Origin of the sequence: Pseudomonas quebecensis (assembly GCF_026410085.1) — a bacterium.
GTDB lineage: Bacteria > Pseudomonadota > Gammaproteobacteria > Pseudomonadales > Pseudomonadaceae > Aquipseudomonas > Aquipseudomonas quebecensis.
In genome coordinates this window covers 1,851,723-1,865,848 of record NZ_CP112866.1, presented here as the reverse complement: position 1 = coordinate 1,865,848, position 14,126 = coordinate 1,851,723, and the positions used below count along the sequence as shown (strand labels likewise).

The 14,126-nt window shown below is 60.5% G+C and carries 13 protein-coding genes; 8 read left to right on the top strand and 5 right to left on the bottom strand.

The features are described from left to right. Nucleotides 1-133: 133 nt before the first annotated feature. The gene (locus tag OSC50_RS08830) at nt 134-514 is read right to left on the bottom strand and encodes a hypothetical protein (RefSeq protein WP_266247627.1); all 381 of its coding nucleotides are present in this window, start codon (nt 512-514) and stop codon (nt 134-136) included. Continuing rightward, the gene (locus OSC50_RS08825) at nt 498-953 is read right to left on the bottom strand and encodes a polymorphic toxin type 44 domain-containing protein (RefSeq protein WP_253508361.1); all 456 of its coding nucleotides are present in this window, start codon (nt 951-953) and stop codon (nt 498-500) included. Before OSC50_RS08825 ends, OSC50_RS08830 begins: the two co-directional genes overlap by 17 nt. 364 nt (nt 954-1,317) lie before the next feature. On the opposite strand from OSC50_RS08825, the gene OSC50_RS08820 reads away from it, so the two are divergent. Continuing rightward, a complete protein-coding gene (locus OSC50_RS08820; protein ID WP_253508363.1) occupies nt 1,318-1,776 on the top strand; it encodes an REP-associated tyrosine transposase in 459 nt (152 codons plus the stop codon). Between the two features lie 61 nt (nt 1,777-1,837). On the opposite strand, the gene OSC50_RS08815 is transcribed toward OSC50_RS08820, so the two are convergent. Both OSC50_RS08815 and OSC50_RS08810 read right to left on the bottom strand, forming a co-directional pair. Beyond that, entirely contained in the window at nt 1,838-3,106 is a 1,269-nt protein-coding gene (locus tag OSC50_RS08815) for a Zn-dependent hydrolase (RefSeq protein WP_266247624.1), read from the bottom strand. A gap of 25 nt (nt 3,107-3,131) precedes the next feature. Continuing rightward, nucleotides 3,132-4,613, bottom strand: coding sequence for an NCS1 family nucleobase:cation symporter-1 (locus tag OSC50_RS08810; protein ID WP_266247621.1), 1,482 nt, complete (start codon nt 4,611-4,613; stop codon nt 3,132-3,134). A gap of 590 nt (nt 4,614-5,203) precedes the next feature. Between OSC50_RS08810 and hydA the strand changes: the two genes are divergently transcribed. From hydA to preA, 3 genes are all read left to right on the top strand, one after another. Next, entirely contained in the window at nt 5,204-6,643 is a 1,440-nt protein-coding gene (gene hydA, locus OSC50_RS08805; protein WP_266247618.1) for a dihydropyrimidinase, read from the top strand. Between the two features lie 164 nt (nt 6,644-6,807). Continuing rightward, nucleotides 6,808-8,175 (top strand): NAD(P)-dependent oxidoreductase, encoded by a 1,368-nt coding sequence (locus OSC50_RS08800; protein WP_266249675.1) that lies wholly within the window; start codon nt 6,808-6,810, stop codon nt 8,173-8,175. Further along, a complete protein-coding gene (gene preA, locus OSC50_RS08795; protein ID WP_181081738.1) occupies nt 8,175-9,449 on the top strand; it encodes an NAD-dependent dihydropyrimidine dehydrogenase subunit PreA in 1,275 nt (424 codons plus the stop codon). The genes OSC50_RS08800 and preA overlap by 1 nt, the downstream gene beginning before the upstream one ends. A 119-nt stretch (nt 9,450-9,568) precedes the next feature. Here the strand turns inward: preA and OSC50_RS08790 are convergent, their stop codons facing one another. Beyond that, a complete protein-coding gene (locus tag OSC50_RS08790; protein WP_181081737.1) occupies nt 9,569-10,189 on the bottom strand; it encodes a TetR/AcrR family transcriptional regulator in 621 nt (206 codons plus the stop codon). 115 nt (nt 10,190-10,304) lie between these two features. On the opposite strand from OSC50_RS08790, the gene copC reads away from it, so the two are divergent. From copC to OSC50_RS08770, 4 genes are all read left to right on the top strand, one after another. Beyond that, entirely contained in the window at nt 10,305-10,670 is a 366-nt protein-coding gene (copC, locus tag OSC50_RS08785; RefSeq protein ID WP_266247615.1) for a copper homeostasis periplasmic binding protein CopC, read from the top strand. A 3-nt stretch (nt 10,671-10,673) separates the two neighbouring features. Then, on the top strand, nt 10,674-11,531 hold the full coding sequence (gene copD, locus OSC50_RS08780; RefSeq protein WP_266247613.1) for a copper homeostasis membrane protein CopD: 858 nt from the start codon (nt 10,674-10,676) through the stop codon (nt 11,529-11,531). 306 nt (nt 11,532-11,837) lie between these two features. After that, a complete protein-coding gene (locus OSC50_RS08775; RefSeq protein WP_266247611.1) occupies nt 11,838-13,100 on the top strand; it encodes an OprD family porin in 1,263 nt (420 codons plus the stop codon). Between the two features lie 194 nt (nt 13,101-13,294). Continuing rightward, a complete protein-coding gene (locus OSC50_RS08770) occupies nt 13,295-14,113 on the top strand; it encodes an NAD-dependent epimerase/dehydratase family protein (RefSeq protein ID WP_266247609.1) in 819 nt (272 codons plus the stop codon). Nucleotides 14,114-14,126: the final 13 nt, after the last annotated feature.

Sequence of the window (14,126 nt, the reverse complement as noted above, 5' to 3'; positions counted from 1 at the left end):
GGGGCAAGCCCCCTCCCACACGGGTCCTGCGTCAGACACATAATGTATAAGCGTCGCTGAGCCAATGTGGGAGGGGGCTTGCCCCCGATTGCGGTGATTCAGTCAATCATCACTGACTGATCCACCGCATATTTCAGCCCTCTGGCCGACTATTAAGAAAAACACTCACCACTGTGTAATCACTACCATTGGCATGCCGATACAGGGTACTGCTGTGATAGTCAGATACATCCCCCGACACCGAAACCGTAATCGAACGGCTCTCGACATCAACTTTTACCGCCCCGTCACGCGTAACTAGAAACGGATTGGCATCTTTCAATAAAGCCAATATTTCACTATCGGTTCCCAAGGTGCGGTAAACGTAATATCGGTAACTGAACGGCACAGTGGCCCCTCCGCGATCATCCTTGACGCCATAGATCGAAGCGTCATCACTGATCGGCACGCGGAGTACAACCTCCGTCAATTGCGGACGGCCCGGCGAAAGCAGCCAATCACCAGCGATATACACCAAGCAAAGCGCCAGCAAGATCGTTGTGACCGTTGAATAAAGCGACTTTCTCGTAGTTCCTGAACCTGGCATACCTGATTCCTTTCTTGATCCAATATTGGTCCACTGGATCGTCACCGAAAGGCGCATCCCCCCACCAACGACCAAACTCGGGTTTATCCGTACCCGCCCTGGTTTGAGCAAGTCCCGCTGCACGTAAAAGCACTTCTTCGCTGAAACCCGCGGCAATCCCCACGGCGACATAGTGAAAGTTTCCAAACGCTTCATATTCTTTGGAAATTTGCTTGTAGTCCCACGGGCCGCGATTGCGGACCTGAGTATAAAGCCAAGAATACATAAACGCTGAACCGGCTTTCAGTACATTCTTTTTATGAAAAGCGGGTGGCCATATTTTCGTCAACCGATACACCCGGCGGGGGCATAGGGTTCGCCATTGCATGCTTCCTCTGCATTAGGTTTTTGAGCGGCAGAACCTAACACCGGATAGCCAAGATGATGAGCGAGGAGAAGAGCAAAAGAGGATTCGTACGAAGGAGTAAGACATGCCTTACACCACAGCCTCAAAGCAAGATACTTCCAAGTGCAATGAGGTTGCGGCAGCGTCAGTTCTGGCCTCATCGGGGGCAAGCCCCCTCCCACACTGATCCCGCGTCAGACACATAATGTATAAGCGCCGCTGAGCCAATGTGGGAGGGGGCTTGCCCCCGATGGCGGCCCTCCAGACACATCCTGCCAAAAGCCTGCCGCTCAACCTCCTGCTCTCCAATCTAGCCTCTCTAAGCACATCTAAAGAGGGCCAGGGAATGGCAGATCTACCCGCTTCACACCGCCTGCGCATCGGCCGCTTCAGCGAGCAAGGCCGCATCTACCTCATCACCACCAACACTCACGAACGCACACCGCTATTCAGCCATTTCCACCTCGGTCGCCTGGTGGTCTGGCAATTTCGGTTAGCCCAGTACCAAGGGCTGGCCAACTCTTTGGCATGGGTGATCATGCCGGACCATTTTCATTGGCTGATCGAGCTACGCAAAGGCTCGCTGGCGGACCTGATGCGGCAGGTGAAGTCCAAGAGCACGCGATCCGTCAATGGTGTGAGTGGTCGCAAGGGCCGGCTGTGGCAGCAGAGCTTTCATGACCGGGCCCTGCGCGAGGAAGATGATTTGGTGAAAATGGCTCGGTATGTGGTGGCTAATCCATTGCGTGCGGGTTTGGTCGAACGGATTGGCGACTACCCACTCTGGGATGCCATCTGGGTTTAACGTCAAACACCGCCCAAATGTGGGAGGGAGCAAGCGCCCTCCCATATTGTTAATCACACGTTCAGGCGGCGAGTGCAGCAGAGGCCGCCACCATCGCACGCAACAACACCGCACACCCCGCCGCCAGGTCATCCGGCGCGGCGTTTTCGATTTCGTTGTGGCTGATGCCGCCTTCACACGGCACAAAGATCATGCCCGCCGGCCCCAACTCCGCGACGAAGATTGCGTCGTGCCCCGCCCCGCTGACGATGTCCATGTTCGACAGACCCAGGCCGTTCGCCGCGTTACGCACCGCCTCGACGCAGCCTTTGTCGAAGTACAACGGCGGGAAATCGGCGGTGGGTTCCATCTCGAAACTCAATCCGTGTTTGGCACAGGTGTCTTCGATCACTTGGCGCACCTGGGCAATCATCGAATCCAAGCGCGCCGGTTCCAGGTGCCGGAAGTCCAGGGTCATGCGCACTTCGCCGGGGATGACGTTGCGTGAGCCCGGATAGGCCTGCAGGCAACCGACCGTGCCGCAGGCGTGGGGTTGATGCCCCAGCGCCGCCGCATTCACCGCTGCCACGACCGCCGCCGCGCCGACCAGGGCGTCCTTGCGCAGGTGCATCGGCGTCGGCCCGGCATGGGCTTCGACGCCACGCAGTTTCAGGTCGAACCACTTTTGCCCCAACGCGCCGAGCACCACGCCAATGGTTTTTTTCTCATCCTCCAGAATTGGCCCTTGTTCGATATGCGCCTCGAAATACGCACCGACCCTATGCCCCCTTTCAGGCCGGGTTCCCGCGTAGCCAATTGCATTCAACGCATCGCCCACGCTGACCCCGTCCGCATCGACCTTGGCCAGGGTATCAGCGAGGGTGAATTTCTCGGCGAACACCCCGGAGCCCATCATGCACGGCGGAAAACGCGAGCCCTCCTCGTTGGTCCACACCACCACTTCCAGGGGTGCCTCGGTTTCGATTTTGAGGTCGTTCAGCGTACGCAGCACTTCCACGCCGGCCAGCACACCGAAGCAGCCATCGAACTTGCCGCCGGTGGGCTGGGTATCAATGTGGCTGCCGGTCATCACCGGCGGCAGGTCGGGGTTGCGCCCGGCGCGGCGGGCAAAAATGTTGCCGATGCCGTCGACGCTCACCGTACAGCCAGCCTCTTCACACCACTGCACGAACAGATCGCGAGCCTTGCGATCGAGGTCGGTAAGGGCCAGCCGACACACGCCCCCCTTGGGCGTGGCACCGAGTTTTGCCAGGTCCATCAGCGACTGCCACAAGCGGTCGCGGTTGATGTGCGGGTGGCTCGATTGCAGAACGTCGAGGGCAGCGTTCATGGGGGTCTCCTCAGGCTTGTATTTCTTATGAATTGACAACGATCGGGCTGGCTGCGCGCCTGGCGTTCAGGCCGTAATACAACAGCCCGCCCAACGCCGAACCGGTAAACCAGCCGTAACTGTAAAACCAGCTGAACGCATCGCTGCCCAGGGACAGCAAGGTCAGCACCACCGGCACACCAAAGGCGATAAACCCGCTCCAGTTCCACGCCGGGTAGACGTCGTCGCGGTACAGGCCGGCCAGGTCCAGCTGCTGCCTGCGGGTGATGAAGTAGTCCACCACCATGATTCCGGCGATCGGCCCCAACAGGCTCGAATAGCCCAGCAGCCAATTGGAATACACCGTCTCCAGGCTCACATCCGAGACAATCAGGCCGAGTTTCTTGAGCAGTTCATGCGCCATCAGCGCCAGCCCAACCAGGCCGGTGAGGATCACTGCGGTGGTGCGGTTGATCAGCTTGGGCGCGATGTTCTGGAAGTCGTTGGTGGGCGAGACAATATTGGCCGCCGTGTTGGTGGAGAGCGTGGCGATGATGATCAGCGCCATCGCGACGGCCACCCATACCGGGCTTTGGATATGGCCGATGAGGGTGACGGGGTCGGACACGCTCACACCCACCAGTTTTACCGAGGCGGCGGTCATGATCACGCCGAGGGCGGCGAACAGAAACATGGTCAGCGGCAGGCCGAAAATCTGCCCGAGGATCTGGTCCTTCTGGCTCCTGGCGTAGCGGCTGAAGTCGGGAATGTTCAGCGACAAGGTGGCCCAGAAACCGACCATGGCGGTCAGGCCCGCCATGAAATAACCGATGAGGCTCGCGCCTTCGGGCCGCTTGGGCGGGATCGCCATCAGCTCGCTGATCGACACATTCGGCATCGCCCACACCAGCAGACCGATGCCCACCGCCACCAGCAAGGGTGCCGACAAGGTTTCCAGGCGCTTGATCGACTCGGCGCCGCGCAGCACGACCCACAAATTCAGGCACCAGAAAATCATGAACCCGATCACCTCGCCGGTGCCGCCCAGGGACTTCCAGCCTTCGAAAATCGAGCCCAAAAACAGGTGGATCGCCAGCCCGCCGAACATCGTCTGGATGCCGAACCAGCCGCACGCCACCAGGGCGCGAATCAGGCACGGCACGTTGGAACCGAGAATACCGAACGAGGAGCGCAGCAGCACCGGAAACGGAATACCGTACTTCGTGCCGGGAAACGCGTTGAGGGTCAGCGGCAGCAACACCACGATATTGGCCAGCAGAATCGCAATCAGCGCCTCCCCCACCGACAAGCCGAAATACGCGGTAAGCACACCGCCCAGCGTATAGGTGGGCACACAGATCGACATGCCGACCCACAGCGCGGTGATATGCCATTTGTTCCAGGTTCGTTCATGCACCTTGGTCGGTGCCATGTCGTGGTTGTAGCGAGGGCTGTCGAGGACGTCGGGGCCGGCGTCGAGTTCGTACAGGCCGTTGCGCTCAATGACTTGCGATCTGTTCTGTTGCATGGCCGCTCCACGGTTTTTTCGAATTATTGTTGCTCACCCCTGCAACGCAGGAGATGGCCGGAGTACCTCGTAAACAACATGACATCACAGGCCCGGCCAGCCGCCACTGCACTCAATATTCGTGCCGTTAACCGCCGCCATGCCCTCACCGCTTATATAACTTGCTGATGCTAATCAACTTTCAGATTGAATCCGGGTTACTTGTTGCTGGGTTCAGCCGGGGCATTAAGCAAGTTGCCTGAACCGGTCGGACTCAATCTGGTGCAACACAATTATTTTCATTTTTCACTCCCGTCAAGCGACATATCTCAAGCACCTGATTTGCAATAAGAAATGTTGCTCAATTTGCAAACCTGTCAAGTGCGTCAAAATGGTGAACGCCCGCTACATTTTGGTGATTCCAACATTTTTTAGTTTATTTTCAATAGGTTATATCTTGAATAAGCTTGTAAAAAATAAGCTTGCCCAATCGGAAAACTCGGGCTAGTTTCTATTCCTGTCACCGATGTCAGGAATAAACCTGAGATGGGAACGCAGCATTACAACACTTAGAACTGGCACAAGCCGGTCAAGCCTGTGAGGAATTCGACATGTCGCTGTTGATCCGTGGCGCCACCGTAATTACCCATGATGAAAGTTACCGCGCCGATGTTTTATGCGCAGGCGGTCTAGTTCGCGCTATTGGCATGGACCTGGACATTCCTGTCGGCACCGAAGTGCTCGACGGCAGTGGCCAATACTTGATGCCCGGCGGCATCGACCCCCACACCCATATGCAACTGCCCTTCATGGGCACCGTGGCCAGCGAAGATTTTTTCAGCGGCACGGCGGCGGGTTTGGCCGGCGGCACCACATCGATCATCGATTTCGTGATTCCCAACCCGCAGCAGTCGTTACTGGAAGCCTTCCATCAGTGGCGCGGCTGGGCGGAAAAATCGGCGGCCGACTACGGTTTCCATGTCGCGATCACCTGGTGGAGCGAACAGGTGCGCGAGGAAATGGCCGAGCTGGTCAGCCACCACGGTATCAACAGCTTCAAGCACTTCATGGCCTACAAGAACGCGATCATGGCGGCGGACGACACCCTGGTCGCCAGCTTCGAACGCTGTCTGGAACTGGGCGCGGTGCCCACCGTGCATGCGGAAAACGGCGAGCTGGTGTACCACCTGCAACGCAAGCTGATGGCCCAGGGCATCACCGGCCCGGAAGCGCACCCGCTGTCGCGGCCGTCCCAGGTGGAAGGCGAAGCGGCCAGCCGGGCGATCCGAATCGCCGAAACCATCGGCACGCCACTGTACCTGGTGCATGTGTCCACCCGAGAAGCCCTGGATGAGATCACCTATGCCCGTGGCAAGGGCCAGCCGGTGTACGGCGAAGTGCTCGCCGGCCATCTGCTGCTGGACGACAGCGTCTATCAGCACCCCGACTGGCAGACTGCAGCCGGCTATGTGATGAGCCCACCGTTCCGTCCGCGCGGGCACCAGGAGGCGCTTTGGCACGGCCTGCAATCGGGTAACCTGCACACCACCGCCACCGACCACTGCTGCTTCTGCGCCGAGCAAAAAGCCGCCGGGCGCGACGACTTCAGCAAAATCCCCAACGGCACCGCCGGGATCGAAGACCGCATGGCACTGCTATGGGATGAAGGGGTCAACACCGGCCGCTTATCCGTGCAGGACTTCGTTGCGCTGACCTCCACCAACACCGCGAAGATCTTCAACCTCTACCCCCGCAAAGGTGCGATCCGCGTGGGTGCCGATGCCGACCTGGTGCTGTGGGACCCGCAGGGCACACGTACCATTTCCGCCAAGACCCACCACCAGCAGGTCGACTTCAACATCTTCGAAGGCAAGACCGTGCGCGGCGTGCCGAGCCACACCATCAGCCAGGGCAAGCTGGTCTGGGCCGATGGCGACCTGCGCGCCGAGCGCGGGGCCGGGCGCTATGTGGAGCGGCCGGCGTATCCGGCGGTGTTCGAGCAGTTGAGCAAGCGGGCCGAGCATTCCAGGCCAATTGCTGTGAAGCGCTGAACATACAGCGCACATGATCGTTCCCACGCTCTGCGTGGGAATGCAGCCAGGGACGCTCCGCGTTCCAAGAGCGGACGCAGAGCGTCCAGTGAGGCATTCCCACGCAGAGCATGGGAACGATCCCCCATCAGAGGCAGAACCTCAACAACCGTGAGGCCACCACCGTGATCCAGACCCTGACCCACCTCCCCCATCCCGTAGAAGATGGCGCAACCCTCGCCAGCCATTTCACCGACCTGGCACCGCCTCTCAACGCCCGCCAGGCCCAACTGGAAGCCTCACGCTGCCTGTATTGCTACGACGCGCCGTGCGTGAATGCATGCCCCAGCGAGATCGATATCCCCTCGTTCATCCGCAATATCCACACCGATAACGTGCAGGGCGCCGCGCAGAAAATCCTCTCGGCCAACATCCTCGGCGGCAGCTGTGCGCGGGTCTGCCCCACCGAAATCCTGTGCCAGCAGGCCTGTGTCCGTAATAACGCCGAAGAATGTGCGCCAGTGCTGATTGGCCTGTTGCAGCGCTATGCGGTCGACAATGCCCACTTCAGTGAACACCCGTTCCAACGCGCCGCGCCCACCGGCAAACGCATCGCCGTGGTCGGCGCCGGGCCCGCCGGCCTGGCCTGCGCCCATCGCGCGGCGCTGCACGGCCACGACGTGGTGATTTTCGAAGCGCGGGAAAAGGCCGGCGGCCTGAATGAATACGGGATCGCCAAATACAAACTGGTGGATGACTTCGCCCAGAAGGAACTGGAGTTCCTGCTGCAGATCGGCGGCATCGACATCCGCCAAGGCCAGCGCCTGGGCGACAACCTGACCCTGAGCGAACTGCATCAGCAATTCGATGCAGTGTTTCTCGGCCTGGGCCTGGCCGCCAGCAAGCAACTCGGTCTACCCCATGAGGACGCCCCCGGCCTGCTCGCCGCCACCGACTACATCCGCGAACTGCGCCAGGCCGATGACCTGACCCAACTGCCGCTGGCCGACCGCTGCATCGTGCTCGGCGCCGGCAACACCGCCATCGACATGGCCGTGCAGATGGCCCGCCTCGGTGCCCGCGATGTCAACCTCGTCTACCGCCGTGGCCTGGCCGATATGGGCGCCACCCACCATGAGCAGGACATCGCCAAGGTCAACCAGGTACGCCTGCTGACCTGGGCTCAGCCTGAAGAGGTGTTGCTCGACGATAAGGGCCACGTTCGCGGCATGCGCTTTGCACGCACACGCATGGAAAACGGGCGTCTGAGTGCCACGGGAGAAACCTTCGAACTGGCCGCCGATGCGATCTTCAAGGCCATTGGCCAAGGCTTCGATAACGAGGCGTTGCACGACCCACTGGCCCAGCAACTGCACCGCGTGGGCGAGCGGATTTTCGTCGACGAGCACCTGCGCACCAGCATTCCAGGCGTCTATGCCGGCGGCGACTGCGTCAGCCTCGGCCAGGACCTTACCGTGCAGGCGGTACAACATGGCAAGCTGGCCGCCGAGGCCATGCACGCCCAACTCATGCTGAATGTGGAGGCTGCGTAATGGCCGATCTCTCGATTGTCTTCGCCGGTATCAAAGCCCCCAACCCGTTCTGGCTGGCCTCCGCGCCGCCCACCGACAAGGCCTACAACGTGGTCCGGGCTTTTGAAGCCGGCTGGGGCGGCGTGGTGTGGAAAACCCTCGGCGAGGACCCGGCGGCGGTCAACGTATCCTCGCGTTACTCGGCGCACTATGGCGCCAACCGTGAAGTGCTGGGCATCAACAACATCGAGCTGATCACCGACCGCTCCCTGGAGATCAATCTGCGGGAAATCACCCAGGTGAAAAAGGACTGGCCCGACCGCGCGCTGATCGTGTCGCTGATGGTGCCTTGCGTTGAAGAGTCGTGGAAAAACATCCTGCCCTTGGTGGAAGCCACCGGCTGCGACGGTATCGAGCTGAACTTCGGCTGCCCCCACGGCATGCCCGAACGCGGCATGGGCGCGGCGGTGGGCCAGGTGCCGGAGTACGTGGAACAGGTGACGCGCTGGTGCAAGACCTATTGCTCGCTGCCGGTGATCGTCAAGCTCACGCCGAATATCACCGACATCCGCGTGGCGGCACGCGCGGCGTATCGGGGCGGGGCGGATGCGGTGTCGCTGATCAACACCATCAACTCCATCACCAGCGTCGACCTGGAGCGTATGGTCGCGCTGCCGACGGTTGGCACCCAGAGCACCCACGGCGGTTATTGCGGTTCGGCGGTCAAGCCGATCGCCCTGAACATGGTCGCTGAAATCGCCCGCGACCCGCAGACCCAAGGCTTGCCGATCTGCGGGATCGGCGGCATCGGCACCTGGCGCGACGCCGCCGAATTCGTCGCCCTCGGTTGCGGCGCGGTGCAGGTGTGCACGGCGGCGATGCTGCATGGGTTTCGCATCGTCGAAGAGATGAAGGACGGGCTGTCGCGCTGGATGGACAGTCATGGCTACCAGAGCCTGCAAGCGTTTTCCGGCCGCGCGGTGGGCAATACCACGGACTGGAAGTATCTGGACATCAACTACCAGGTGATCGCCAAGATCGACCAAGAGGCGTGCATTGGCTGTGGGCGTTGCCATATTGCCTGTGAGGATACCTCGCACCAGGCCATCGCCAGCCTGAAACAAGCGGACGGCACGCATAAATACGAAGTGATCGATGATGAATGCGTGGGCTGCAACCTGTGCCAGATCACCTGCCCGGTGGCCGATTGCATCGAGATGGTGCCCATCGACACGGGCAAGCCGTTTTTGAATTGGACGCAGGATCCGAGGAATCCGTACAGGGAGGCGGTGTAGCCCTTCAGGCCTCATCGGGGGCAGCCCCCTTCCACATTCGACCGAGTCTGTCTGAATGAATGCGGTCAAGTGTGGGAGGGGGCTTGCCCCCGATGAGGCCCCAAGCCCCACCACGATACTCAAGGCTCCAACCCAATCCCCCGCAGAATCACACTGGTCACCGTCTGGATCGCCTTCTCGAACTGCATATCCGACAACGGCTGGTGATCATTCAAAATCGTCACCTGGTGATCAAAGTCGGCGTAGTGCTGGGTCGAAGCCCAGATCATATACAGCAGGCTCGACGGTTCCACCGGCAGGATGCGTTTGTCTTCCACCCACTGGCGAATTTTCGCTTCCTTCATCTTGGCCCAGTCGTACAGGCTTTCGTCGAGCGCCTCACCCAGGGTCGGCGCGCCGTGGATGATTTCGTTGGCCCAGACTTTCGAGCCGTACGGCCGTGTGCGTGAACGCTGCATCTTGGCGCGGATGTAGCTGCTGAGCACCACCCGTGGGTCATCGAAGGTTTCAAAACTCAGGGCATCCTGTTTCCACAGGTCCAGCAGATCGAACAGCACCGCGCTGTACAGCTCGCTCTTGGTGGTGAAGTAGTAATGCAGGTTGGAGCGCGGCAGTTGCGCTTGTTCGGCGATGTCGGCCATGGCGGTGCTGCCATAGCCTTTCTCGGCGAAGACTTTCTCCGCCGCCAGCAGGATTTTTTCGACGTTGGCTCGGCGAATGCCACTCTTGTGATTGCCCATGTGGGCTCCCTGACAAAGACATAAACCAAAGACTACCACCGCTCTAGATCGGGGCGACAGGCACAGTCGAAACTTCGTACACTGCCCGCTCTTCCCCATTGATTGGTATTGCACAATGTTGATCAAGCAAGCCCTGACCACCGTTGCCCTGCTCGCGTCCCTGCTGGGCGCTTCGGCGGCATTTGCCCATGCCCACCTGAAAAGCGCCACCCCGGCGCAGGACAGTACCGTCACCCCGCCCAAAGACCTGCGTCTGACTTTCAGCGAAGGCGTCGAGGCCACCTTCACCAAGGTGTCCCTGAGCAAGGACGGCACCGAAGTCGCTATCAAAGGCCTGGAAACCCCGGACGCCGACAAAAAAGTCCTGGTGGTCACACCGGCCGCGCCGCTGGCAGCCGGCACTTATACCGTCGAGTGGCATGCGGTCTCCGTCGACACCCACAAAAGCGAAGGCACTTATCGCTTCAAGGTCGGCCAATAAGCGATGGCAACCCTGCTGGTGCTGTGCCGCTTCGTGCATTTTATCGTCGTGCTGCTGATGTTCGGAGCCTGGGCCTTCAGGCCCTGGCTGCTGGGCGGCGATACACAGCCGGCGTTGGACCGCACCTTGCTGCGCCTCACCCGTGGGTTGGCCTGGATCGGCCTGGCGTCCGGCGCGGCCTGGTTGCTGCTGATCACCGCGAGCATGGCCGGCGGCTGGGACGCAGCACTGCAGCCGAACACCGTACGCCTGGTGTTGAGTAAGACGTTCTTCGGCCAGGTGTGGGTCTGGCACCTGTTGCTGAACCTGCTGCTGGTGATCGCCCTGGTCAAACCCTGGCCGGCGCTGCGCCTGCCGCTTCTGGCACTGTTGCTGGCCACTCTGGCCCCGGTGGGGCACGGCGCTATGCTGGACGGGATGAGCGGACGCCTGCTGATCCTCAACCAAGTGGTGCACCTGGTGTGTGTCGGCGCGTGGCTGGGCGGGTTGCTGTTGCTGGTGCTGATCTTCAGGCAAGCGCCGAGTTACCGGCTGGAGCCGGTCCTCAGGCGTTTCAGCGGCGTCGGCTATGGCCTGGTTGCGGCGTTGCTGGTGAGCGGGTTGATCAACGTGCGTGTCCTCACCGGGCAACTGTGGCCCACGCCGTTGTTCAGTGGTTTTGCGTTGATTCTATTGATCAAGGTGATGCTGGTGCTGGGCATGTTGGGCTTGGCCCTGCTGAACCGGCTGCGCCTGGATAGCGACGAACAGCGCTTGGCCAGTTTGAAAGGCAGCGTAATGCTGGAGTGGCTGCTCGGTGTTTGTGCGGTAGCGGCCGTTTCGGTGCTGGGCACCTTGCCTCCGATGGTCCTGGCTGGCTGAAATGTGGGAGGGGCGGTGCGACGATTCGACTTGCCTGCGATAGCCATAGGTATCTACACAGGTCTTAGAGGCTGGCACATAACTCTGTGGGGAGCAGGCCTGCCCTGTGGTGAGCTGGCTCACCACAAGAGCCTCAAGGGATGTTTTCACTGATACCCGTGCCGCCCCTCTCACATTAACCTCGCGCACCTTAGTCATCGTATGACTTCTGCTTGACACTCCGAGAATTTCTCGCAAATATCCGCACCAATGTTGTACGACGACGTATGACATCCAATAAAAACAACAAAAGAATGGAGCGTCACTGTGAGTCAACTCGCCCGCAATTCCTGCGCACGCCTGGGCCTGGTCGGCCTCGGCAGCCTGGCCATCACCCTGCCCTTCGCCGCGCATGCCGACGGCTTTGTCGACGACGCCAAGGCCACCCTCAACCTGCGCAACGCCTATTTCAACCGTAACTTCACTAACCCAGGCAACGCCCAGGGCAAGGCTGAAGAGTGGACGCAGAACTTCATTCTCGACGCCAAGTCCGGTTACACCCAAGGCACCGTTGGCTTCGGAATTGACGTGCTGGGGCTGTACTCGCAGAAACTCGATGGCGGTAAAGGCACCGGCGGCACCCAGTTGTTGCCGATCCACGACGACGGCCGCCCCGCCGACAACTTCGGACGCCTGGGCGTGGCGCTGAAAACCAAGTTGTCGAAGACTGAATTGAAAGTCGGCGAATGGATGCCGGTGCTGCCGATCCTGCGCTCCGACGATGGCCGCTCACTGCCGCAAACCTTCCGCGGCGGCCAGGTCACGTCCAATGAAATCGCGGGCCTGACCCTCTACGGCGGGCAATTTCGCGGCAACAGCCCGCGCAACGACGCGAGCATGGAAGACATGTTCATGAACGGCAAAACGGCGTTCAAGTCCGACCGTTTCAACTTCGGCGGCGGTGAATACACCTTCAATGACAAGCGCACCCAGGTCGGCCTGTGGTACGCCGAGCTCAGCGATATCTACCAGCAGCAGTACGTCAACCTCATCCACAGCCAACCGGTGGGCGACTGGACCCTGGGCGCCAACCTCGGTTTTTTCAACGGCAAAGAGGACGGCAGCGCACTGGCCGGCGACCTCGATAACAAAACCGCGTTTGCCCTGCTCTCGGCCAAGTACGGCGGCAACACGTTCTACGTGGGCCTGCAGAAACTCAGCGGCGACAGCGTGTGGATGCGCGTCAACGGCACCAGCGGCGGCACCCTGGCCAACGACAGCTACAACTCCAGCTACGACAACGCCAAGGAAAAATCCTGGCAACTGCGTCACGACTTCAACTTCGCGGTGCTCGGCGTACCCGGCCTGACCTTGATGAACCGCTACATCAGCGGCAGCAACGTGCACACCGGAACGATCACTGACGGCAAGGAATGGGGCCGCGAATCGGAACTGGCCTACACCGTGCAGAGCGGCGCGCTGAAAAACCTCAACGTGAAATGGCGCAACTCGACGATGCGTCGGGATTTCAGCACCAACGAGTTCGATGAGAACCGGATATTCATCAGCTACCCGATCTCGCTGCTCTAAAGATTGCACAACCTGACACTGACGCCCAACTCATGTGGGAGGGGGCTTGCCGCCGATGAGGCCGGGTCAGCCGATGTTTCCTTAGCTGACCCACCGCTGTCGCGGCAAGCCGAATCGACGTTGACAACCCGGAGCTCCGTAACAATACTTCGCCATAGTCATACGCCAACCTACAACAAAAATCTGGAATGCTCATGACCACCATCACCCCAACTCCCTTCCATCGCCTGCTGCTCACCGGGGCCGCCGGCGGCCTGGGCAAAGTCCTGCGCGAACGCCTGCGCCCCTACGCCCACGTACTGCGCCTGTCGGATATCGCCGAGATGGCCCCCGCCGCCAACGCCCAGGAAGAAGTGCAGCCGTGCGATCTTTCGGACAAACAAGCCGTGCATCACCTGGTGGAAGGCGTCGACGCAATCCTGCACTTTGGCGGCGTGTCGGTGGAGCGACCGTTCGAGGAGATTCTCGGCGCGAATATCTGCGGGGTTTTCCATATCTACGAAGCCGCGCGCCGCCATGGCGTCAAACGGGTGATCTTCGCCAGCTCCAACCATGTGATCGGCTTCTACAAGCAGGACGAAAAAATAGACGCCCGCTCCCCGCGCCGCCCGGACAGCTACTATGGTCTGTCCAAGTCCTACGGCGAAGACATGGCGAGTTTCTACTTCGATCGCTACGGCATCGAGACCGTCAGCATCCGCATCGGCTCCTCGTTCCCCGAGCCGCAGAATCGCCGGATGATGCACACCTGGTTGAGCTTCGATGACCTGACCCAACTGCTCGAACGCGCCCTGTACACGCCCAACGTCGGCCACACCGTGGTCTACGGTATGTCGGACAACCTCGACACCTGGTGGGATAACCGCTACGCCGCGCACCTGGGCTTCGTGCCCAAGGACAACTCCGAAGTGTTCCGCGCCCAGGTCGAAGCCCAGCCGCCGGTGGCTGACAACGACCCGGCCAAGGTGTACCAGGGCGGCGCGTTCTGCGCGGCCGGGCCGTTTGGCGATTGAGCGTTCACCAACC